Source organism: Devosia sp. SD17-2, from assembly GCF_029201565.1.
In the GTDB taxonomy this organism is placed as follows: Bacteria; Pseudomonadota; Alphaproteobacteria; order Rhizobiales; family Devosiaceae; genus Devosia.
Window position 1 is genome coordinate 432,134 of sequence record NZ_CP104002.1, and the last position, 23,520, is coordinate 455,653.

Here is a 23,520-nt window from a genome sequence, read left to right on the forward strand (position 1 = left end):
CCCGTTCGCAATCAGTGCGGCTCGTGGGCGTCGGCCACGCCAAGCAGCCAGTACCCAGCGGCCTTCACCCACTCGGGGTTGAAGCCGCGTGTGTCGGTGAGGTGGGCGCGGACCGCCTTGCTCATCTGGCTTTCGCCCGCGACATAGGCATAGGCGTCGCCTTGCGGGAACTGCGCTGCGGCAACGGCATCCTGCAGGAGGCTGGTGGTGCCGGCCGGGGCGCCATTGCGGTGGATATAGACGAGGCGCAGATCGGCTTTGGTTTCGAACTGCTGCTCCTCTGCGGGATTGTCGACCTCGATGATGGCGACGACGGGTGCGCCTTCGGGGAGTTCCTCGATGCGCCGGCCGATGGCGGGCAGGGCGGTTTCATCGCCGACCAGCAGATACCAGTCAAAGGCAATGGGGGTGACGCTGGAGCCGCGCGGCCCGCCGATGACAAGGGTTTTGCCCGGCACCGCAGACGCGGCCCAGCTTGCGGCAGGTCCATCGCCATGGAGCACGAAGTCGAGCTCGATCCAGCCCTCGGCCACATTCCAGTAGCGGGGCGTGTAATCGCGCATTTCGGGGCGCTCGCCAGGGGCGAATTCGGCGCCGTTCGGGCCAACCGGAGGCAGCTTTGGCGACACGCCCTCTGGAAAGAAGAAGGCCTTGATGTGGTCGGCGTGCGCGGGCGAGACGAAGCCTTCGAGGTCGCCCTCAAGTCGGACCCGGCGCATCAGCGGGGTGATATCCGTGACGGTTTTGGCCGTGAGCAGGCGCAGGCGCGTCTCATGGCGCTGGCGAATGGGCGCGCGGGGATCAAGCGTTTCGGTCATCGCAATATCCTGATTTTGTTGCTCAGCAATTAGCGCCGGAGGCGCGTAATGGCAAGCCGAGCTTGATCGGGTTGACTATCGGCCTATGTCTGATGCCTCAGCACAATGGAGCCTGACCCATGAAGAGCGCCGTCTATTCGCAAATCGGTTCGCCCCCGGATGTCCTTTCCAGCACCGAGACTGCGCGACCGGAACCGGGGGCCGGGCAAGTGCTGGTGAGGATGGTGCTGTCGCCGGTCCACAACCATGACCTGATGACGATCGCCGGTCAGTACGCACACAAGCCGGCCCTGCCGGATGTGCCTGGTACGGAAGCGGTCGGCGTCGTTGAGGCACTGGGGGATGGCGTCAGCAATTTGACGATCGGCCAGCGTGTTGCCGGCGGGGCGATGCATACCTGGGCCGAATATTATGTGGCGGACGCTGCCCGCCTCGTGCCGGTGCCGGACAATGTCAGCGACGAGACCGCCTGCCAGCTGGTCTCCATGCCGCTCAGCGCAAAAATGCTGCTCGAAAGCCTGGGTGTCGAGCCCGGCCAGTGGATTGTTCAGAACGCGGCGAATGGCGCGGTGGGCAAGCTGGTGGCGCGCTATGGCGCAGAGCGCGGCATCAATGTGCTGGGTCTGGTCAGGCGAGCGGACGCTGTTGCAGCCATGACGGAAATCGGTATAGCCAATGTGGTTGCGACGGACGATCCGGAGTGGGTCGCGCGTGCCAAGGCCCTGACCCGTGGCGCGCCAGTGGTGCGCGCGATCGATTCCCTTGGTGGCGATGGCCCCATACAATTGCTCGAAATTGCCAGCGACGGGGCCGAACTGATCAGCTTTGGCGCGATGTCGGAGCGGCCGCTGTCGATTTCGGCGGCAGACCTTTTGTTCCGGGGGATTATCGTCAAGGGGTTCTGGGGCAGCAAGCCGCCGGTGAAGCCGCAGCGGATTGGCGAACTGCTGGGTGAACTCATCCAGGATGCTGCTGCGGGCAAATTGGTGCTGCCCATCGAGGCGTCCTACCCGATCGAGCAGGTGGCCGAGGCGGCGCGCGCCAGCGGCGAACCCGGACGCAAGGGCAAGATCGCCATTCGTGGCAGCTAAGGACGGCTGAGGCCTGGCTCTGGCCGGGCCTTTGGCGCATAGTAGCCCAGCATGCGATCCTGCTCCTGGCGCAGGGCGAAGAGGCGGGTCGAACTGTCTGGCTGGCTGTTGGCCGTGGTCAGCAGGTCACCCTTTTTCACCGGTGCGGTGACCTTGCCGCCTTCTAGCAGGCCCACCGGGACCGCGCCACGGGCGCGGGCATCGGTGACGGTCATCGTGTAGGAGCGGTAGCAAGTCTCGCCGATGGCATCGAAGGTTTCGCCGGGCAGGAGATCACGCTTGGCGACGGCGCAGACTTCGGCGACCGGGCGCGGCAGCGGCACCATGTCCGGCTTGCCGGTCAGCATGATGCGGGCGCAGGTCAGCGGCACCTCAAGGCTGGTCAGGTGATAGGGGCGGAAGAAGGCGTAGTAGGGGCCGTGGCCGATATGGAGATCATCCATGCGCTCAATGATGCGCGGATGCTCGGCCTTGACGATGACGAAGACCCCGGGAGCGACGCCCTTGCCGATGGTGAAGTCAACCACACCCGATGAGTTGAGAATGCCGCCGTCGGCTTTGGGGATGAGCACCTTGGCCATGTCGTCGCGATCGGCCTTGGGGCCGTGCATGCCGGGCACATCCGGCAGGAGACCGGTAGCATTGGCGATGGCGCACATTTCGACGGCGGTCTTGGAGCCGTCCACGAACTCGACCAGCATGCGCGGGTTCATATTCCGGCGCGCGGCTTCCTCGCGATAGTCGTCCGGCACGGCGTCATGCCTGAGCGGATTGTTCTTGCCCTTGCCTGCGGCGACGATGTCGAGGCCGAGAGCGGAAACGAATTCGATCAGCTCCATGCAGGAGCTTGGCTCGTCACCCGCGCCAACCGAATAGACAACGCCGAGCCGGTCGGCCTGGGCCTTGAGATACGGGCCGATGGTGACGTCGGCTTCGACGTTCATCATCACCAGGTGCTTGCCGTGCTCCATGGCGGTGAGGCAGTAGTCCGCGGCCACGCCCGGCTTGCCTGTCGCGTCGATGATGACGTCAATATTGGGTGTAGTGACAAGGGTTTCGGCCGAGGTAATGGCAATCTTGCCTGCTTCGATGGCAGCGGTGGCCTGGGCCGGGCTGTCTGCTTCCTTGCCCATGCTGTCATCGCCGTCATAGGCGATCTTCATCGCGTCCAGCGCCGTATGCGGGCGACGGGTGGCGATGGCCGCCATCTCGATGCCCTTCATCAGGCTCATCTGGGTGACGAGGTCGGTTCCCATCTCGCCAGATCCGATAACACCCACGCGCACTGGATTGCCTGCCTCGGCACGGGCGGCGAGATCGCGGGCGAGCCCGGTGAGGGCAATTTTGGTGGTCATGGCGTAGGTCCGCTGCATTTCGTTAAGTTTGGTTACAGGCAGTAGCAGGCCACTGCAAGCTACCCGTTTCGGGCCTTTCAACCTTAGCACTTCTTAAACCGTTGCGGCTGAATATGGCGCTCAGGAGAAAACTCCGGGGGCAGGCTACATCATGGCAAATCAGGACAAACACTCGATTACCTTGCCAGAGGTTATCGATCTCGATGCGCTTGATGCCATCCGCGACAAGTTGATCGAAGCGCTCGAGCGAGGGCCGGTCACGGTCGCCGCCGGCGCGGTGGAACGTGTGTCTACCAATGCGCTCTTGATGCTGGTCAGTGCCGCAGAGACTGCACGCAGAAACGATTTTGAATTTGCCATCGAAGCGCCCAGCGTTTCGATGATGGCCGCTGTTGAGCGCCTGGGCCTGGCGGGCCAGTTTTCAGGGATGATAAGACAATGACGTTGCGCGTACTGACCGTTGATGACTCGCGGACCATCCTCGCGATGCTGCATCACACGTTGAGCAATGCCGGTTTCGAAGTGCTGCAGGCCGAAGATGGCCGCCAGGGCCTCGATGTCCTCATGAGCCAGGATGTCGACGTGGTGATCACCGACATCAACATGCCGGTCATGGACGGCATCGAGTTCATCAAGAATGTGCGCGCCAGTGGGCAGTACCAGAGCCTGCCGATCCTGATCCTCACCACCGAGACCAGCCAGGACAAGCGCGACCAGGGCAAGGCCGCCGGGGGCACGGGCTGGATCGTCAAGCCGTTCGATCCGGACAAGCTCATCAGCGTCATTCAGCGCGTCGTCCATTAACAATCAAACTGCGAGGCTGGTCAGCCAAAAATGAGCGACCTGGACGATTTCAAGGCCACATATTTCGACGAATGTTCGGAGCTGCTGACTGAGCTCGAGGAGCAGTTTGCTGCCATCGAAGCCGGTGAACGCGATGCCGACCGTCTCAATGCGGTCTTCCGCGCCATTCACTCGGTGAAGGGCGGTGCAGGTGCTTTCGGCTTTACCGCTCTGGTGGGCTTTGCCCATGCCTATGAGACGCTGCTCGACTATGTCCGTGACGGCCGGGTCGAGCTGACCGACGACGTCGTAACCCTCTGCATTAAGGCCAACGACATTGTCGCGGACCATGTCAACGCCGCCAAGACCGGCGACGAATTGCCCGCCGATTATGGTCACGAGGAGAAATCCCGCTTTGACCTGATCGCCCGCGGTGGCAGCGGTGCCGGCAGCGAAGATGACGACCTCAATGGCGAGATCATTGAAGAATTCGACATCGAGTTCACGCCGGTCATGGTCCAGCTCAATATCGACGACGCCGATGAGGACACGTTTGAAGCGCTGCCTCTCGAGGTGGCGCCGGGCAGCTGGGAAGTGCGCTTCACCCCCTTCCGTCAGCTCTATGCCCGAGCAAATGATCCGCTGCTGCTGCTGCGCGAACTCAGCGTGCTCGGCGAAATCAACGTACGTGCGGTGATGGGCGAAGTGCCGGCGCTCAGCGATTTCGAGCCATTCGGCGTCTATTGCTCCTGGGAAATCACTCTTTCGGCGCCTGATCTGACCGAAGCGGCGATCCGCGAGGTTTTTGAATTTGTCGAGGGTGATTGCGAAATCACCATCGTGCCGCTGGGCGGCGCGCGGATATCGAGCGGACAGCCTGATGCACCGTCGTCGCACGCTGCCGTGCAGCAGTCAGACTACGCTGATCTTCTGGCGCTGACCGATGATGAAGTTGCGCAGGTTGCGGCCCGTCCAGCAGTTTCGCCGGCCGCTCCGGTTGCTGAAGAGCCGGCTCTGAGTTTTGCCGATCTCGCCGAGGAAATCAGCGCGGCGACGCCGCCACGCGTTCCTGTCGCGGCGCCGGTTGCCAAGATCGTACCGCCCGCTGCCGCCAAGACTGGTGGTGACGGTGAAGACGGCGAGCGCCGCTCGGTCGGCGTGCAGTCGATCCGCGTCGACCTCGACAAGGTTGACCGCGTGGTCAACATGGTCAGTGAACTCGTGATCACGCAGTCCATGCTCACCCAGCAGATGGATGAGACTCTGCGGGCCCGCTACACCGAACTGGTGCGCGGCCTCGAAGTGCTGGCGCAGACGACGCGCGGACTGCAGGACTCGGTGATGGCAATCCGCGCCCAGCCGGTGAAGTCAGTTTTCTCGCGCATGCCGCGCCTCGTGCGCGAACTTGCGACCAAGACCGGCAAGAAGATCAAGCTCGAGACCATTGGCGAGAACACCGAAATCGACAAGACGGTGATCGAGCAATTGTCCGATCCACTGACGCACATGATCCGCAACTCGGCCGACCATGGCATTGAAGACCCGGAAAAGCGTCGCGCTGCCGGCAAGCCGGACACCGGAACCATTCGTCTGTCGGCTGAGCAGGCCGGCGGCAATATTCTCATCATCGTCGAGGACGATGGCGCCGGCATCAACCGCGAGCGCGTGCTGCAACTGGCGCGCGACAAGGGACTTGTGGCTCCCGACATCACGCCAACCGACGAGCAGATCGACCAGCTCATCTTCGCGCCGGGGTTCTCGACGGCCGATGCGGTGAGCGACATCTCGGGCCGCGGTGTCGGCATGGATGTGGTGCTGTCCAACATCAAGAAGATCGGTGGTTCGGTGCACGTCCGCTCCTGGACGGGCAAGGGATCACGCATGACCCTGCGTCTGCCCCTCACGCTTGCCGTGCTCGACGTCATGCTCGTCAAGGTTGGCGAAAATCCCTATGTGGTGCCGCTGTCCTCGATCGTGGAGACCATCCAGTGCTCGGGCGCGATGTTTGAACGCGTTCCGTCCGGCGGCCAGGTGCTGCAGGTCCGGGGCGAATATGTTCAGGTGATCGATGTCGCCCAGCGCTTCGAGATGGTGTCGACCAAGGCGGCGGACGAACGCTTTGTGGTGCTGTGTGAGACAGAGGGCAGCCAGAAGGTTGCGCTGGTGGTGGACGACATCATTGGTCAGCAGCAGGTTGTCATCAAGAGCCTCGAAGAGAATTTCGAACGCGTGGATGGTATTGCGGGCGGTACCATTCTCGGGGACGGCAATGTTGCCCTCATTGTTGACGTGCAGGGCCTCAAGGTCACCCAATTCCACCAGAATGCGGCCTAGCGGCCAAAACGGGCGGCATGGCCAGCCGTCCGTGAGAACCAGTAAAGCGGTCGCCAGCCGCGCTTAGAGTACAGCCGACCCACGGGACGGCAGAAAGGCAGCACAATGGAAGCCCTCGCGATACGGGACGACCTTGGGGACAAGACGGCGCTTGCTGGCGCCAATACGCTCCAACTCATTGCTTTCTCGATCGGCGATCAGACCTATGGGGTCGAGATCACCACCGTGCGTGAAATCCGCGCCTGGAACGGGGCGACGCCCCTGCCCAACACGCGCGAGTTTGTCCGCGGCGTCATCAATCTGCGCGGCACGATCGTGCCGATCTTCGACCTGCGCGCCCGCTTCGGCGATGGCCAGACCTCGCCGACCAAGAACCATGTGGTTGTGGTGATGAGTGTCGGCGACAAGTGGGTCGGCATCCTGGTCGACGCCGTGTCGGACATTCTCACCGTATCGCGGGACGACATCCACAATGTTCCAGAAGGCAATGCCATCGATACCGAACTGCTCAATGGCATTGTCACACACGATAGCCGCATGGTCGGCCTGATCGACCTGCACGCCGTGGTCAGCGGCGCAAAGCTCGACGCGTAAGGTCGTCGCCTGGAGATAATAAAAAGGGGCGCCCCAGTGGCGCCCTTTTTCTTTTGGTTCCAGACATTAGGCGGCTGACAGGCAAGCAACAAAAAAGGCGCTCAAGGCGCCACTTTGTTTCGTCCAATACTAACATGCGGTCGGGCTAGAACAGCTCGATTTCGCCGTGTGCCTGATGCTTGGCCACGCCGGAAAGGGCAGGCACGCGGAGTTCATCCAGCGTCAGCCCCGCCCAGATCTCGTCGTAGACGCTTTCGGGTGCGGTCGGCGGGAGCAGGGAGAACTGTCGGGCGGCCAGGGCCATGTTGCGGCAGCGCTGCTCGATCCGGTCCTGACCCTGGAGGGCGATGATGATCAGCATGACCGCCTTGCGCGTGGCGGGATCGGCGGCATTTGCACCATCGGAGAGCATTTCGAGGGCTTCGGTAATGCCTTCGAGCATGGCGGCGGACTGACGCGCAGTTTCGTCCAGTTCTCTCGCCAGTTTCTTCAATGACATGCCTGTGACCCCATACCGCTCGGTCCCATACTATCGCCATATTTCTAAACCGGGGGTTGCCAGCGACATCGCGTACGGTCCCGTTGTGGGTCGTGGTTAGCGTTTGGATAACATTCCCGGGGTAGACTGCAGTTCTAAGGCCCGTCAAAGGTACTATACGATAAATGGCCCTGAATAACTCGCTGCCTCCGGAGTTTGACCGCGGCGTTGTGACCACCGTTCACCAGGGCGACTGTCACGTGTCAGGCGCTGCCGACATTACTTTCTCCACCGTGCTGGGATCATGCATTTCGGCCTGTGTCCGGGACAGGGTTGCCAGGGTGGGGGGCATGAACCACTTTCTGCTCGCCGAGCAGTCCGGCGTGGCCAAGGATCGCTATGGAGCGTCGGCGCGCTACGGTGCCTTTGCCATGGAGAAGCTGATCAACAAGGTCCTGTCCCAGGGCAGCGGCAACAAGGCCAATCTCGAGATCAAGGTGTTCGGCGGGGGCAAGATCAATTCTGCGCTCGACGATGTCGGCTCCAAGAACATCGACTTCGTCCGTCAGTTCCTGGCCGACGAAGGCTATCTGGCGACGAGCGAGGATCTGGGCGGCAATTACGCCCGGCGGGTGCTGTTCAAGCCGCATTCCGGGCGCGCCTTCGTCAAGCGCCTCGACAGCGATGTGGGCATGAGCGTGGCGACGCAGGAACTGGCGCTGGCCAAGCGTCGCGTGGTGCGGCCCGTCGTTTCGGACGACATCGAGCTGTTCTAGTCGCTGGCCGGGCCGGAGCTATCCGGGAGCGCAAATATCGCGCCGGATGGCAGGCTGGAATTTACGCAATCTAAGGACTGCAAGGATCAAGATCGGATTATCTCTGACCGCGCCAATCGCAAGTGATTGGCGGGGCAGGGACCGGACAGGGCCATCAGCCCGGGGGCTTCAGGAAAGAAAATATGGAACAGGGAGAGTATTCCCTCAGCGAGCGCGAGTTTTCGCGGATCAAGGAACGGGTCTATCGGGTCGCGGGGATCGCTCTGAGCGATGCCAAGCGGACCCTCGTGATTTCGCGGCTCTCCAAGATCGTGCGCGCGCTCGGCCTGACCGGCTTTGACGCCTATGTCGACTATCTTCAGAGCGGCGCAAGCGCTGCCGAGGAACAGGATTTCATCAACGCGCTGACCACCAATCTGACGCGCTTTTATCGCGAAGATCACCACTTCGATCATCTGCGCGAATATGTGGGCAAGCTGGTCGCTGCGAAGCCGCGCGGCACGCGCCTGCGCATCTGGTCAGCGGGATGCTCGACGGGCCCTGAGCCCTATACGATCGGCATGGATTTGCTGGCCGCCTATCCCGAACTCAAGCGCTGGGATTTCAAGATCCTGGCAACCGATATCGACACGGCTGTGCTCGAAAAGGCAGCACGGGGCATCTATCCGGAGAGCGAACTGGCCGGGCTTACCCCCGTCCGTGCGCGCCCGTTCGAGCATCTGGGCGACGGCACGGTCCGCGTGCCGTCCGCCGTCCGCGAGCTCGTCGCCTTCAAGCCACTGAACCTGATCGCGGACTGGCCCGTGAAGGGCCCATTCGACGCCATCTTCTGCCGCAACGTCGCCATCTATTTCGACAAGCCGACGCAGGGCATGGTGTTTGGTCGCTTCGGCAAAGTCCTTGCGCCCGAGGGCTTCCTCTACATCGGTCACTCCGAAAATCTGGGCTCGGGCGGGGAAGGCTTCCGCCTCGTCGGCAAAACCATCTATCAGTCCCTGTCCGGGACCAAGCGAGTAGCAGCATGACCATCAAGGTTCTGGTCGTCGACGATTCGGCGCTTATCCGCGAGGTTCTTGCGCGCATGCTGACGCGCGACGGCGACATCGACGTGGTCGGTACGGCCACTGACCCGATCGACGCGCGCGAAAAGATCAAGCAGCTGAACCCGGACGTGGTCACGCTTGATATCGAAATGCCCAATATGAACGGGCTGGCCTTCCTCGAAAAGCTCATGCGCTTGCGTCCGACGCCGGTCGTCATGGTTTCGACCCTGACCACCAAGGGTGCCAGTGAAACTCTTCTGGCGCTGGAATTGGGCGCCGTTGATTTCGTGGCCAAGCCAAGCGCTGAATTTGCCGGTGGTCTTGATGCCTTCGGTGTCAATTTGAGAGAAAAGATCCGCTCGGCGGCGCGCACGGACGTGCGAGGCGCTGCCGTTCGCACCGAGGCGCCAAAGGTTGCTGTTCGCACCGCTGCTGCACCCGATGGTGCGTTGATTGCCCTTGGGGCTTCGACCGGTGGCGTCGAGGCCATTCGCGCCGTGCTGACCGGCATGCCGTCCGATTGCCCGCCCGTCGTGATCGCCCAGCACATGCCGCCCGGCTTTACGGCACGCTTTGCCGCGCGGCTCGATGAATTGTGCGATCTCAAGGTTGTGGAGGCAGAAGATCGCCTCGTTCTGCGACCCGGTCATGCCTATGTGGCCCGCGGCGACTATCATCTGCGGGTCGAGCGGTCGTCGGGGCAGCTCAAATGCCGGTTGAGCCAGGACGAGCTGGCCAGTGGCCATCGGCCGAGCGTGGACGTGCTGTTCGAATCCGTCGCCAAGGCTGTTGGCCCCATGGCGGTCGGTGCCATCCTCACCGGCATGGGTCGTGACGGGGCGCGCGGGCTCAAACTCATGCGTGAGGCGGGTGCCTATACCGTCGGCCAGAGCCAGGCATCGGCGCTGGTCTATGGGATGCCGCGCGTGGCTTTTGAGGAAGGCGCTGTCGTCGAACAGGCACCAATCGAACAGATTGCAGCCAAGCTCGCCAATGCTCTGGTGAAGATGCGGTCCGCCGCGTAAATCCGTCCCCGAAAATCCGCCAGTGCGGGTTGAGGGAATTGTAACGCTTGCTGCCTAGGATGGCGGCTAAAGGTACGGGGCTGCGGTCCCGGGCGCGTAGAGGGTAAGAATTCCATGCCAAAAGCAAGCGCTGTCAGCGTTTTGATCGTCGATGACCAGCAGTCGATGCGCGGCATCTGTAAGTATATTCTCAATCAGCTGGGCTTCAAGGATATCATTGAGGCCAAGAGCGGGCGCGACGCGCTCGGCAAGCTCGAGCAGTCCAATGTCGATCTGATCATTTCCGACTGGAACATGGACGATATCGATGGCCTGACCTTGCTCAAGGTTATTCGCAAGCATCCGCGGACCCAGGCAATGCCGTTCATCATGGCGACGGGCCGTTCCGACGCCGAGCAGGTGAAGGAAGCGATCGCCGCTGGCGTGAATAACTATATCATCAAGCCGTTCGACGTCTCGACGATGAAGAAGCGGATCGAGGCTGTTATTGGCGCCCTGACCTGAGGGCAACCATTTCAGTGATAGAAATCAAGGCGTTCCTTCGGGGGCGCCTTTTTTTATTTGTCTCGGTTAAGTTCCGGACGCGTAATAAGTAGTTAAGCGTAAGGCTGTAACGATTGCACTCATGAAATTGTCCGACGCGTTTGGACTTGCCGGGAGGGCGAGGCTGACGCGTCTCGGCGTCGTACCGAAAAACGGACCACAGCCTCCGGGGGAGATGGCTATGCATTTGTTACCACGGCTCAATATTGCCAAGAAACTGCCGCTCGCCCTGATGGGCACGGCCCTGATCGTCAGCGCTGGCGTGGGTATTGCCAGCTATCTGATCGGACAGTCCACCGTATTGGAGCAGCGGGAGCAGTCCATGCAGGCCGCGCTCCATACCGGTGCGACCATGATCACCGACTATTACCGGGATGTCGAAGTCGATCTGCGGCTGTTCGTCGAACGTGCCGACACGGTGACGGCGATGAAAAACCTCGATCGCGGCCTCAGCGAACTGCGCATGGGCATGGGCGATCGGGCGAGCGAAATTCTTCAGAAGGCCTATGTGACGGACAATCCCAATCCGGCTGCGCGCGATGAGCTCGACAGCACCAATGGGCAGGCCGGCACCTATGATGCGCCGCACAAGCGCTACCATCCGGGCTTCCGCACGCTGATGCATGAGCGCCGCTACAGCGACGTGCTTCTGCTCAATCTTGCGGGTGACGTGGTCTATTCGGTGGTCAAGAACACCGACTTTGCTGCCAATGTCGGGAGTGGGGCGCCCCTCTCCGCCTCGGGTCTTGGCCAGGCCTTTGCACTGGGCAAGGACCTTGAGCCGAATGCCGCCGGCTTTGTCGATTTTACCAGTTATGCTCCGGGCGGGCAGGCGCTCAGCTTCATGGCCATGCCGGTTTTCGAAAAGGAGAACCGGCTGGGCGTGATGGTGCTTGCCATCTCCCCGGCTGCAGTCAGCGAGCGCGTCTCGGCACTGTCGGGTCTTGGTGGCAGCGGTGAAGTCGTCGTTGTAGGCAAGGACGACTTGCTGCGCACGGAAACGCCGCGCACCGAGGCTGGCGACGTACTCGTCACCACCCTGACCTCCGATGCGGTCGTGGCCGCTTTTGCCGGACAGCCCAGCGAAGGCATGAGCCACGACTTCCGCGACGAAACCATGCTGGTGCGCGCGCTCAAGGTCAATGTTGGCGCAGTGGAGTGGGCCATCGTTGCGGCGCAGCCGGAAGCCGAAGCCAACGCGCCCGTCACTGATATGCGCAACATGATCCTCGCCATGGCGGCGGCTCTGCTCGCGATTGCTGCGCTGGTTGGCTATTTCTTCGCGCGGTCGATCAGCCGTCCGATTTCGCGCCTCAATGGGACGATGCAGGCCCTCGCCGAAGGCGATCTCGATATCGAAGTCGACGGCACCGGACGCAGCGACGAGATCGGCGCCATGGCCCGGACCGTGGAAGTGTTCCGTGAAAACGGTCTCAAGGTTGCGCAGATGACTGAGGCGGAGGCCGCCACCATCATTGCCAATCAGGAGGAGCGGGCGCGCATGATGCTGCAGCTGCAGCGCGCGTTTGGTGTGGTGGTCGATGCTGCCATTGCCGGGGATTTCGGCCGCCGGGTGGACATGAACTTCCCCGATGACGAACTCAACAGGCTTGCCCGATCGGTCAATGAGCTGGTCGAGACCGTCGATCGCGGCATTGGCGAAACCGGCGCGGTGCTTTCCGCGCTGGCTCACACGGACCTGACCCAGCGGGTGGAAGGCGAGTATCAGGGCGCTTTCGCACGCCTGCGGGACGATACCAATGCGGTTGCCGACAAGCTCAGCCAGGTCATCAGCGATCTGCAGCAGACATCGGGCACGCTCAAGACCGCGACGGGTGAAATCCTTTCGGGTGCCAATGATCTGTCCGAGCGCACGACCAAGCAGGCGGCAACCATCGAAGAAACGTCGGCGGCCATGGAGCAGCTGGCCCTGACAGTGATGGAGAACGCCAAGCGCGCACAGGACGCGAGCGGTACTGCCGACGAGGTGACGCGTTCGGCCGAAGACGGTGGACGTGTCATGGCCGAGGCCAATCTGGCCATGGAGCGGATCACTCAGAGCTCGGCCAAGATTTCCAACATCATTGGCATGATCGATGACATTGCCTTCCAGACCAATCTGCTTGCCCTCAACGCTTCTGTCGAGGCGGCCCGGGCGGGTGAAGCGGGCAAGGGCTTTGCGGTGGTTGCCGTGGAAGTGCGCCGCCTGGCCCAGTCTGCGGCCAGCGCATCGTCCGACGTCAAGCAGCTGATCGAGCAGAGTGCACTTGAGGTCAAGGGCGGTTCACGGCTCGTCGCCGACGCGGCCGGCAAACTCGAAACCATGCTTCAGGCGGCCCGCGCTTCCAATGCGCAGATGGGCGACATCGCTCGCGAAAGCCGGGAGCAGGCAGCCTCGATCGATGAGGTCAACAGCGCCGTCCGTCAGATGGATGAGATGACCCAGCACAATGCCGCGCTGGTGGAGGAAATGAATGCGGCGATCGAGCAGACCGAGGCGCAGGCCAACAAGCTCGATACGATCGTTGAGGTTTTCACCGTCAGGGAACAGAGCGTGCGCGCTGAAGGCAAGACGCGGCCCCTCGCGGCGCTCGCCGAGGGTGCACGGGGGCTGCAGGACAAGCTCAAGACCGCAACGCGCGCCTATTTCACGACCGGCAACGCGGCCATCAAGGATGACTGGTCCGATTTCTGAGGCGGGCAGGTCAAGGGGCGCTCCGCGATGCGGGGTAGACGTCTTGATTGGAAAAATCTTTCAATCTTGTCAGCGGGATAGAGCCTGCTGTTAAGGCGCCGGTATGGAACTTCCGGTTAACCCGACGTGGTTAAGGTTCGGTTTTTTATGCGCTTGCCCACAGGACCCTGGGACAAGGCGCGAGAGGGGGAATGATGGGACGTTTGGTGAAGGTGTTGGGCAATATTCGTATGACCACGACCATCCTGGTTTTGGTCATGGGTGCGATTATTGCTTCGATTGGCGCGGTGTCGGCGTCCATCTATTTTAACCTGCGCGCGCAATCTCTGGAGAGCAGCGTCGTTCAGCAAGAGACCAATCTGGGTGTCGCTGCGACCATCCTCGAGCGTCGCATTTCCGGTTCCGTGCTGGAATGGAACGAAAATGGCTCCATCGCCAAGTTCCAGAGCTGGGCGATCCCACCGTTCTACGACAATGAGATCATCGACTCCGTGTCACGGGTGACCCGCCAGGGCGCCGCCATCTTCGTGATGGACCCGGAGAGCGGGGCTTTTGTTTCCAAGACAAGCAGCATCACGAGCGCCGACGGTACACGTGTGGAAGCGCTGAGCATTGGCGCCGACAGCGAAGTCTTCAAGACCCTCGTCGACGGTGCCACTTACGGCGGTCCGATCACTCTGGGCGGCGAGGCCTATCTGGCCGGGATCCAGCCGATCGTGAAAATGAGCGGCGAAGCGATGGGGGCCATCTTTGTCGGACAGCCGCTTTCTACTGTCGAAGCAGCCGCCAACAGCGTCGTCGGCCTGATTGCCATGGTTGGCCTAGTGGTGACGGTCGTTCTCGGCCTCATCGGCTTTGTTGCGTCCCGCCTCATCACGCGTCCGGTTCCCAAGCTGGCTGGTGCCATGGAGGCGATTGCCGAGGGTCGCTACGATACCGAGGTGCCCTATACAGGCATGGGCAATGAAGTGGGCGGCATGGCGCGCGCCGTCGAGATTTTCCGTCAGAACGGTGAGCGCGTCAGCCAGATGACCGAAGCTGAAGCTGCGCGGATCATTTCCGAGCAGGAGGCCCGCCAGAATATGATGGCTGAGCTGCAGAGCGCTTTCGGCACTGTGGTGGATGCGGCCATTGCCGGTGATTTTTCGCGCCAGGTCCCGGCCCGTTTCCCCGACCCTGAACTCAATAGTCTCGCCGGTGGCGTCAACAAGCTGGTGGCAACCTTCAACCGCGGCGTCAGCGAGATCGGCGAGGTGCTCGGTGCGCTGGCCAATACCGATCTCACCCAGCGCATGGAAGGCGATTATGAGGGCGCCTTTGCCCGGCTCAAGGACGACATCAACGCGGTGGCCGACAAGCTGACGGATGTCGTCGGCAAGCTGCGCCATACGTCTGGTTCGCTCAAGTCGGCTACGGGAGAAATCCTCTCGGGAGCCAACGATCTGTCCGAACGGACGACCAAGCAGGCGGCGACGATCGAGGAAACCACCGCAGCCATGGAGCAGTTGGCACAAACCGTGATGCAGAATGCAGAGCGGGCCCGCGATGCCAGCGCCAATGCTGCGCAGGTGACCCGTACTGCCGAAGAGGGCGGGGTTGCCATGCAGGAGGCGACCCAGGCCATGGAGCGGATCACACAGTCGTCGGCCAAGATCTCCAATATCATCGGCATGATCGACGATATCGCTTTCCAGACCAATCTTCTGGCGCTTAACGCCTCGGTGGAAGCTGCCCGCGCGGGTGAGGCCGGAAAGGGCTTTGCCGTGGTGGCGGTGGAAGTGCGGCGCCTTGCACAAAGTGCCGCCAATGCCTCTTCCGAGGTCAAGGCCCTGATCGAACAGAGCGCCGGGGAAGTGTCGTCGGGGTCCAAGCTTGTGGACGGCGCAGCCGGCAAGCTGACCAGTGTGCTGGCCGCCATCCGGGAAAATACGCTTTCCCTTGAAGCTATCGCACGCGATAGCCGGGAGCAGGCCGGGGCCATCGATGAGGTGACGGTCGCCGTCCGGCAGATGGATGAAATGACCCAGCACAATGCGGCGCTGGTCGAAGAAACCAATGCCGCCATCGAGCAGACCGAGGCCCAGGCCAGCGAACTGGACCGGATTGTCGACGTGTTCCGCATTGCCGATGGCCGCGAACGTGCACATGCGCCGGAGCCGAGCCGCCAGACGGCACGGCGGGCACCGGCACCAGCCCTCCGGTCGCAGGGCAATGCTGCCATCGCCGCAGACTGGGACGAATTCTAAGGTCCGGTCATAGTTTAAAAGTAGTTCGGGAGGGGGCAATCTTGTCCCCTCCTTTGTTTTTGCGCTCTGCGCCCTTCGTACTTTACCGGAGCTTAAGACAGCCTGTGATCAGGTCGGAAGCGCCTGACAAGGGATGAGGATATATTTGGCAGCACGTTCGCGGAGGATAATCCGAACGAGCGACCCCTGCCTCAGACTTTCACGGCGCAAAGTAAAGGCCGCATTTTCCGCGTGGCCGAAGGCAGGTCAGCCCCAGGAGGGGCTTGGGGGCAGTGCATATTTATGAAATTTTCTGATTTGTCCATTCGGTGGAAGCTGGTGCTCGGCGCCGGCGTCCTGATCTCGACCAGCCTTGCGGCAGTCGTGCTCGGCGGTACGTCATTGATGCATGATACGGCGCGGGAAGAGGCAGAAGCGCGCGCGCGGGCCCTGCTGTCCGGCTATGCGGAGATGACGGCAGGCGAGCTTGGCTCGATCATAAACCTCACCCAAGGCGTGGCTTCTGCACTCGAAGGCAATATTGCCCTGTCCCGCGTCAACCGGGATGAACTTGGCCAGATGGTCAAATCAGTTCTGGCATCCAAGCCCGAGATTACGGGAATGACGCTGGCTTTCGACCCCAATGCCCTTGATGGCAGGGACGAGATTTATGTTGGCCATCCCTATTCGGATGCGTCGGGGCGGTTTGTGCCCTACTTCACCAATGGCCCCGATGGCGTCGCCACCGAACTGCTCGACATGTCGCCGGAAAACGGCACGGAGAGCTGGTACGATCTGCCGATGCGGGAGAACAGGGACGTCCTTACCCCTCCCTATGCCTATCCTATCGACGGCAAGTCGGTTCTGCTCAGCACGATCAGTGTCGTCATCGAAAGAGACAACAAGCCGGCAGGTATTCTGACCTCCGATCTGGCTCTCGACACGATCGGCGAGATGGTCGCCGAGATGAAGCCATTTGGTGATGGCCGGGTGATGCTGGTCAGCAATGACCGGACATGGGTCTCCCATTGGGATCCTGCCCAAGTCGGTCAGCCCATGCCTGCGGCCTTTGCCGAAGGCCTTCTCAATGAGCGCCTGATCGGCACGGGCATGACCTATGTCGACCCAGAGGGTGTCGAACTCTTCGTGATGACAACGCTGTTCAACTTCCCCGGGGTTGAGGAACAGTGGGCCATGATCATGGAAGTGCCGGCGACGACCATCTATGCCGGCATCAACCAGATGCGCACTCTCGCGTTTTTTGCTTCGGGTGCATTGCTCGCGGTTGCTCTTGTGGTCGTCTGGTTCGGCGCCGGACTCCTGTCCAGGCCCATCGTGCGCATGACCGGCGTGATGCGCGAACTGGCGCAGGGCCGTTACGACATCGAGGTGCCCTATCAGGCCGGTAAGGATGAAATCGGCAATATGGCGCGCGCCGTGGAGATTTTCCGCGAAAACGGCCTCAAGATCAGCGAAATGACAGAGGCGGAGGCGGCCCGTATCATTTCCGATGAGCAGCAGCGCCGCGCCATGATGACAGACCTGCAGGCAGCCTTCGGCGAAGTCGTCGACGCGGCCATCGCCGGTGACTTCACCAAGCGCGTTCATGCTGAGTTCCCCGATCCGGAGCTGAACAGCCTTGGCACTGCGGTCAATTCGCTGGTGGAGACCGTCGATCGCGGCATCGAGGAAACCGGTATGGTTCTCGGCGCTCTTGCACGAACGGACCTGACCGTGCGGATGACCGGCGATTATCGCGGCTCGTTTGCCAAGCTCAAAAATGACGCGAACGGTGTCGCCGACACGCTGACCGAGGTGGTTACCCAGCTCAAGCGGACGTCGTCATCGATCAAGACCGCAACCGGCGAAATCCTGTCCGGAGCCAACGACCTGTCCGAACGGACCACGCGACAGGCCGCGACGATTGAAGAGACTTCTGCCGCCATGGAGCAGCTGGCGCAGACCGTGATCCAGAACGCCGATCGTGCGCGCGATGCTAATCACGACGCGCAGCTGGTGAGCCGGACCGCCCAGGAAGGTGGAGAAGTGATGGCGCGGGCAACCCTCGCCATGGAGCAGATCTCGACCTCGTCCTCGAAGATCTCCAACATCATCGGGTTGATCGACGACATCGCCTTCCAGACCAATCTGCTTGCCCTCAATGCTTCGGTCGAAGCGGCCCGGGCCGGCGATGCCGGTAAAGGCTTTGCCGTGGTGGCCGTCGAAGTGCGGCGTCTGGCCCAGTCGGCCGCCCAGGCATCCTCCGACGTCAAGGTGCTGATCGAGGCCTCGGCTGGCGAAGTTGGTGCCGGCACGCGGCTTGTTGCGGAAGCGGCCGGCAAGCTCTCGGCAATGGTTGAAGCGGCCAAATCCAACTCCCTGCTCATGGAAGGCATGGCCCGCGACAGCCGCGAGCAGGCCTCCGCCATCGAAGAGGTGAGTGTGGCTGTACGTCAGATGGACGAGATGACCCAGCACAACGCAGCTCTGGTCGAGCAGACCAACGCCGCTATCGAACAGACCGAAGCCCAGGCCAGCGAACTTGACCGGGTCGTGGCTGTGTTCCGTACAGATGCAGACGGCCATGTGGCGGCGGCGCCTCCTGCGCGTCGCCCGGCCATGCGCCAGCCTGCAGCCAAGGCCTATCTCTCCCACGGCAATGCAGCCATCTCGGCTGATTGGGATGAGTTCTGAGGCTGACCAGTCTGATGTTGGGGGAGTTCCCCCAGTCTGAGGGGCCGCGGGCATAAAGCCCGCGGCCCCTTTCGGGAGGTCAGGGAGGGAGTCGCCGCGCGACATCTCGATGATCTGTCAGAACGCCTAATGAGGAATAAGTTTTCGTAATAGTAGTTTTACCGAGTGTCAGGCGCTAAATTGTCGTGCGCTGCTCGAGTGGGCCTTTGATTTTCAAGGTGATTTGTCCGTAACTTTGGTTATGGGCCCCGTTATATTTTATCAATCATGAAGGTTCAGCCTGATTGCACGCGGCCGGGTGCGGACCGGCCCGGCAAGGGAGAACCTCATGTGGGCACGGGCTTTCGGCGGATCTCAGTCGGAACTGCAGGCAAAAGTGACGGCGATGATGCGCAGTCAGGCCGTTATCGAGTTCGATCTCGATGGCGCCATTTTGTGGGCCAATGATAATTTCCTTCGCGCCATGGGCTATGATCTCGCTGAGATTGTGGGCAAGCATCACTCCATGTTCTGTGATCCAGCCTATGTGCAGGGACCTGACTATCGCCAGTTCTGGCAGGACTTGCGACAGGGGCAGTTCCGCGCTGAAGTCTATCGCCGTATCGCCAAGGGCGGGCGGGAAGTGTGGATCCAGGCCAGCTACAACCCCGTGCTCGACCCCAAAGGCAAGCCGTTCAAGGTCGTGAAATTTGCCACCGATGTCACCGACCAGGTGCTCACGGCCGCCGACCACGCTGCCCAGGTTGCAGCGATCTCGCGCGTTCAGGCGGTTATCGCCTTTGACCTCAACGCGCGGGTCATCAGCGCAAATGAGAATTTTCTCTCCACCGTCGGCTATCAGCTCGACGAGATCGTTGGAAAACCCCATGCCATCTTCTGCGAGCCGAGCTATGCGGCAAGCGCTGATTACCAAGGCTTCTGGGACAAGCTGCGCGGCGGAGAATATATAGCGGCCGAATTCCAGCGCTTCGGCAAGGGGGGCAAGGAAATCTGGATCCAGGCTTCCTACAACCCGATCTTTGACGCGTCGGGGCGGGTGATCAAGGTGGTCAAGTTTGCCACCGACATCACTGAGCGCAAAAGAGCCGAAGGCATTCTGTCGCTTCTCACGCAAAGCCTCGACCGCATGGCCGAGGGGGATCTGGGTGGACGCATCAACACCAGCTTTACCGGCCAGTACGAGCAGTTGCGTCAGGCCTTCAACCAATCCCTTGGACGTCTCGATGATATCGTCAGTGGGCTGCGCGAAACCTCCGGGTCGCTCAAGATCGCAACCGCGGAAATCCTGACCGGTGCCAATGATCTCTCCCAGCGCACAACGCGGCAGGCCGCTACGATCGAGGAAACTTCTGCAGCGGTGGAGCAATTGGCCAGCACGGTCTCCGACAATGCCCGACGCGCCGGCACCGCCAATGAGAAGGCCAGGCAATTGGCCAGCGATGCGGCCGAGGGCGGTGGGGTGATGGACTCGGCAACGCAGGCGATGTCGGCAATCGAGACGTCCTCGGCCAAGATCTCCAACATCATCGGGTTGATCGACGACATCGCCTTCCAGACCAATCTGCTTGCCCTCAACGCGTCCGTCGAGGCGGCACGCGCCGGTGATGCCGGCAAGGGCTTTGCCGTGGCGGCGGTCGAGGTGCGTCGTCTGGCCCAATCGGCCGCGCAGGCCTCGGCCGAGGTAAAGGTCCTGATCGAGGCGAGCGCGGGCGAGGTGCGCAGCGGAGCCCAACTGGTCAGCCAGGCGGCACACAAGCTGGGGGAGATTCTCGATGGCGCCGGCGAGAGTTCGACGCTTATCGAGCAAATCGCCCGCGCCAATCGCGAGCAGGCGAATGCCCTTGATGAAGTCGCCGTTGCCGTCCGCCAGATGGACGAGATGACCCAGCATAATGCGGCGCTGGTCGAGCAGACCAATGCGGCGATAGAGCAGACCGAGGCGCAGGCCAACAAGCTCGATCAAATTGTCGATGTCTTCCGGCAGGGCGGGGCAGAAGCGGGTCGCCGAGACCAAAGACCGCCGCTGCTAAAGGTCGCAGGATAATCGCGCCTGCCGCCAGGGCGGTTGAAGATTGTTTTAACCACGGCAGACTAATGCTTGGGAGAAGTTTGGTCCGGGAGGCATCGCCCCCCCGTGGACGGGATCGGCTGACATTGTTATCGCGCTATTCCGGAATGGACCATGACTGCACTTGCCCAAAACGATCTTCAGAGTCGTCTCGATTTCGTCGGCCTGGATGAGTCCGCCCGCCAGCGTCTTGCTGCAGCGAGTGCGAGCATAAACACCCATCTTGAGCCAGCGCTCAGCCGATTCTATTCCAAGCTGGTCAGTGAACCGGCGGTAGCCGGTTTCTTCAGCGGTCAGGGGCAGATGAACAGCGCCAAGGCGCGCCAGATCGGCCATTGGAAGGCTGTCGCCGAGGGACGGCTGGACGAGGACTATTTTGCTGCCAGCACCCAGGTTGGACTTGTGCACGCACGCATCGGCCTCGAGCCGCGTTGGCACATCGGCGGCTATAGCCTGATCATGGAAACGCTGGTGCGGGGCCTTGTCGCCGATGGCGTCGCTAAGGCGCTCGAACCCAAGAAGGGTGCGTTTGGCCGGACAGTGCCGCCGAGCGCGACGGAGATCGAAAGCAGCCTGACGGGCCTCACCGAGACGCTCATCAGTGTGCTCAAGACCATCATGCTCGATGTCGATATCGGCGTGTCAGCCTATTTCGCCAAGGTCAGCGAAGAAACTGAAGCCGCCAGCGAGCTGGCGCGGGCAAAGATCCATCAGGCCGTCTCTGCAACCGGGGCGGTGCTCCAGGATGTGGCGCGCGGCGATCTGCGCTCCCGGGTGGAAGAAGATCTCGATCCCGAGTTCGAGCAGATCAAGCGCGACACCAATGCCGTTGCCGAGCGGCTGACGACCATCGTCGGGCAGCTCCAGCACACCTCGCGCTCGTTGAAGACCGCGACCGGTGAAATTTTGTCCGGTGCCAATGATCTGGCAGACCGGACCACGCGCCAGGCGGCGACCATCGAGCAGACCACTGCCTCTATCGAGCAATTGGCCGAAGCCGTGGAGGAAAATGCCGAGCGTGCCGTCACAGCCAGCGAGAAGGCTCAGACTGTCGCGCGCAATGCCACAACCGGCGGCGAGGCCATGGAGGCGGCAAACGGGGCGATGACGGCCATCGAGACCTCGTCCTCCAAAATCTCCAATATCATCGGCATGATTGATGACATCGCGTTCCAGACCAATCTGCTAGCGCTCAACGCTTCGGTAGAGGCGGCGCGCGCGGGCGATGCTGGCAAGGGTTTTGCCGTTGTCGCCGTGGAGGTGCGTCGTCTGGCGCAATCGGCTGCCAATGCTTCGGCCGAGGTGAAAAAGCTGATCGAGGCCAGCGCTGTCGAAGTGCGGCGCGGGGCAGGCCTTGTCGAAAATGCCTCGAAAGTCCTTCTCGATATTCTTGGCGGCGCGCGCGAGAGCGCCTCGCTGATCGACGGAATCGCCCAGGCCAATCGGAGCCAGGCGCTGGCGCTGGCCGAGGTCAAGGTCGCCGTCCGTCAGATGGATGAAATGACCCAGCACAATGCCGCTCTGGTTGAGGAAACAAATGCGGCCATCGAGCAGACCGATGGGCAGGTGGGCGAGCTCGACAGCATTGTCGATGTGTTCCAGATCTCGAACCACTATCAGGCCAAGGTCGTCCAGCGTAGCGCGAGCCGTCCGGCCGTGACGCGTGGCCTTCGCACGGTCAACGGCAGCATTTCGCCGGATTGGAACGAGTTCTAAGCTGGTTGGCTCTATCGGCCGAGGGGGAGAGACTATGGCCCATATCGGACTTGTGGCCCATGACGACAAGAAAGACGACCTTTGCGTCTGGGCCGAACGGCACAAGCTCAAGCTTGGCCAGCATGAGCTGTGGGGAACAGGAACCACCGGGAGCCGCATCATGGCGGCGACCGGGCTGGAGGTGACTCTGCTCAAGAGCGGCCCGCTCGGTGGCGACCAGCAATTGGGCGCCATGATCTGCGAGGGGCGGCTGGATATGCTGATCTTCTTTATTGATCCGCTGTCTGCCCAGCCCCACGATGTCGACATCAAGGCACTGACTCGATTGGCGACGCTTTACGACGTGCCTTTTGCCAATAACAAATCCACAGCAGACGCGGTTTTGGCCGCCATTTGAGCCTGCTCTGGTTGACCGCTTGGTCCGCTTGTGAACAGATGCCGCAAAAATGTCCGGACCAATCGGGCACAATGGTATCTTCAGGAAACTCAGGGCGGACCGGTGTCGACCGATTTGGTTATTGACGTTCGCAACGTCACAAAGCGTTTTGGCGGCTTGCTGGCCGTCAATAATTGTTCGCTATCAGTCAAGCGCGGTTCGATCACCGGGCTGATCGGGCCCAATGGAGCGGGCAAGTCGACCCTGTTCAACATGGTCGCCGGCAATATTGTACCCGATAGTGGCCAAGTCGTGTTCGACGGCCAGGATGTGACGGGGCTGGCGCCGCATCAATTGTTCCGTATCGGCATGCTGCGCACCTTCCAGATTGCGCACGAATTCTCGCAGATGACGGCGCTCGAAAACCTGATGATGGTGCCCGGTGATCAGCCCGGAGAGCGCCTGTTAGACACCTGGTTCCGGCCGGGGCTCGTGCGGTCCCGCGAGACCGAGGTGCGCAAGAAAGCCCTCAACGTCATCGACTTCCTCAAGCTCGGCCATGTCCGCAATGAGCTGGCCGGCAATCTCTCGGGCGGACAGAAGAAACTGCTCGAGCTTGGTCGCACCATGATGGTCGACGCAAAGGTCGTCCTGCTCGATGAGGTCGCCGCCGGCGTCAACAAGAGCCTGCTCAATGATCTCGCCAGCAATATCGAGCGGATGAACAAGGAGCTGGGCTATACGTTCTTTGTCATCGAGCACGACATGGATCTGATCGGTCGCCTTTGCGATCCCGTCATTGTCATGGCCCAGGGCGAGAAGATCGCCGAAGGTCCAATGGCCGAAATCCGCGCCAATCCCGCTATCGTCGAAGCCTATTTCGGCTCGCCAGCCGAGGTCGCATAA

The 23,520-nt window shown here is 61.6% G+C and carries 19 protein-coding genes; 16 read left to right on the forward strand and 3 right to left on the reverse strand.

Annotation, left to right across the window (positions count from 1 at the left end; translation table 11 throughout):
- Positions 1-11 precede the first annotated feature (11 nt).
- The gene (locus NYQ88_RS02170) at positions 12-818 is read right to left on the reverse strand and encodes a siderophore-interacting protein (protein WP_275653353.1); all 807 of its coding nucleotides are present in this window, start codon (positions 816-818) and stop codon (positions 12-14) included.
- Between the two features lie 119 nt (positions 819-937).
- Between NYQ88_RS02170 and NYQ88_RS02175 the strand changes: the two genes are divergently transcribed.
- Positions 938-1,909 (forward strand): zinc-binding dehydrogenase, encoded by a 972-nt coding sequence (locus tag NYQ88_RS02175; RefSeq protein ID WP_275653354.1) that lies wholly within the window; start codon positions 938-940, stop codon positions 1,907-1,909.
- Here the strand turns inward: NYQ88_RS02175 and NYQ88_RS02180 are convergent.
- Positions 1,906-3,264 carry an NAD(P)H-dependent oxidoreductase gene (locus NYQ88_RS02180; protein ID WP_275653355.1) on the reverse strand — a complete coding sequence of 453 codons (1,359 nt, stop codon included), beginning with the start codon at positions 3,262-3,264 and terminating at the stop codon, positions 1,906-1,908. The two genes, NYQ88_RS02175 and NYQ88_RS02180, sit on opposite strands and share 4 nt — an antisense overlap.
- Positions 3,265-3,415: 151 nt before the next feature.
- On the opposite strand from NYQ88_RS02180, the gene NYQ88_RS02185 reads away from it, so the two are divergent.
- The 4 genes from NYQ88_RS02185 (at position 3,416) to NYQ88_RS02200 (ending at position 6,975) form a co-directional block, all read left to right on the forward strand.
- Complete coding sequence (locus tag NYQ88_RS02185; RefSeq protein ID WP_275653356.1) at positions 3,416-3,706, forward strand: STAS domain-containing protein; 291 nt, start codon at positions 3,416-3,418, stop codon at positions 3,704-3,706.
- The gene (locus NYQ88_RS02190; protein WP_275653357.1) at positions 3,703-4,068 is read left to right on the forward strand and encodes a response regulator; all 366 of its coding nucleotides are present in this window, start codon (positions 3,703-3,705) and stop codon (positions 4,066-4,068) included. Before NYQ88_RS02185 ends, NYQ88_RS02190 begins: the two co-directional genes overlap by 4 nt.
- Before the next feature lie 30 nt (positions 4,069-4,098).
- Positions 4,099-6,381 (forward strand): chemotaxis protein CheA, encoded by a 2,283-nt coding sequence (locus NYQ88_RS02195; protein WP_275653358.1) that lies wholly within the window; start codon positions 4,099-4,101, stop codon positions 6,379-6,381.
- 105 nt (positions 6,382-6,486) lie between these two features.
- Positions 6,487-6,975, forward strand: coding sequence for a chemotaxis protein CheW (locus NYQ88_RS02200; RefSeq protein WP_275653359.1), 489 nt, complete (start codon positions 6,487-6,489; stop codon positions 6,973-6,975).
- Between the two features lie 145 nt (positions 6,976-7,120).
- Here the strand turns inward: NYQ88_RS02200 and NYQ88_RS02205 are convergent, their stop codons facing one another.
- Positions 7,121-7,474 (reverse strand): hypothetical protein, encoded by a 354-nt coding sequence (locus tag NYQ88_RS02205; RefSeq protein WP_275653360.1) that lies wholly within the window; start codon positions 7,472-7,474, stop codon positions 7,121-7,123.
- Positions 7,475-7,803: 329 nt separating this feature from the next.
- Here NYQ88_RS02205 and NYQ88_RS02210 point away from each other — a divergent pair, with 329 nt between their 5' ends.
- The 11 genes from NYQ88_RS02210 (at position 7,804) to NYQ88_RS02260 (ending at position 23,520) form a co-directional block, all read left to right on the forward strand.
- Positions 7,804-8,229: a chemotaxis protein CheD gene (locus tag NYQ88_RS02210; RefSeq protein ID WP_275653361.1), complete on the forward strand. Its 426-nt coding sequence runs from the start codon at positions 7,804-7,806 to the stop codon at positions 8,227-8,229.
- Between the two features lie 182 nt (positions 8,230-8,411).
- Positions 8,412-9,254 (forward strand): protein-glutamate O-methyltransferase, encoded by an 843-nt coding sequence (locus tag NYQ88_RS02215; RefSeq protein ID WP_275653362.1) that lies wholly within the window; start codon positions 8,412-8,414, stop codon positions 9,252-9,254.
- Entirely contained in the window at positions 9,251-10,297 is a 1,047-nt protein-coding gene (locus NYQ88_RS02220) for a chemotaxis response regulator protein-glutamate methylesterase (protein ID WP_275653363.1), read from the forward strand. The genes NYQ88_RS02215 and NYQ88_RS02220 overlap by 4 nt, the downstream gene beginning before the upstream one ends.
- Before the next feature lie 114 nt (positions 10,298-10,411).
- The gene (locus NYQ88_RS02225; RefSeq protein ID WP_275653364.1) at positions 10,412-10,801 is read left to right on the forward strand and encodes a response regulator; all 390 of its coding nucleotides are present in this window, start codon (positions 10,412-10,414) and stop codon (positions 10,799-10,801) included.
- A gap of 220 nt (positions 10,802-11,021) precedes the next feature.
- The gene (locus tag NYQ88_RS02230) at positions 11,022-13,535 is read left to right on the forward strand and encodes a methyl-accepting chemotaxis protein (RefSeq protein ID WP_275653365.1); all 2,514 of its coding nucleotides are present in this window, start codon (positions 11,022-11,024) and stop codon (positions 13,533-13,535) included.
- A gap of 191 nt (positions 13,536-13,726) precedes the next feature.
- Positions 13,727-15,781, forward strand: coding sequence for a methyl-accepting chemotaxis protein (locus tag NYQ88_RS02235; protein ID WP_275653366.1), 2,055 nt, complete (start codon positions 13,727-13,729; stop codon positions 15,779-15,781).
- Positions 15,782-16,063: 282 nt separating this feature from the next.
- The gene (locus NYQ88_RS02240; protein WP_275653367.1) at positions 16,064-18,454 is read left to right on the forward strand and encodes a methyl-accepting chemotaxis protein; all 2,391 of its coding nucleotides are present in this window, start codon (positions 16,064-16,066) and stop codon (positions 18,452-18,454) included.
- Positions 18,455-18,782: 328 nt separating this feature from the next.
- Positions 18,783-20,498 (forward strand): methyl-accepting chemotaxis protein, encoded by a 1,716-nt coding sequence (locus tag NYQ88_RS02245; RefSeq protein WP_275653368.1) that lies wholly within the window; start codon positions 18,783-18,785, stop codon positions 20,496-20,498.
- A gap of 138 nt (positions 20,499-20,636) precedes the next feature.
- Entirely contained in the window at positions 20,637-22,238 is a 1,602-nt protein-coding gene (locus NYQ88_RS02250; protein WP_275653369.1) for a globin-coupled sensor protein, read from the forward strand.
- Positions 22,239-22,272: 34 nt separating this feature from the next.
- Entirely contained in the window at positions 22,273-22,635 is a 363-nt protein-coding gene (locus tag NYQ88_RS02255; RefSeq protein ID WP_275653370.1) for a methylglyoxal synthase, read from the forward strand.
- A 102-nt stretch (positions 22,636-22,737) separates the two neighbouring features.
- A complete protein-coding gene (locus NYQ88_RS02260) occupies positions 22,738-23,520 on the forward strand; it encodes an ABC transporter ATP-binding protein (RefSeq protein WP_275653371.1) in 783 nt (260 codons plus the stop codon).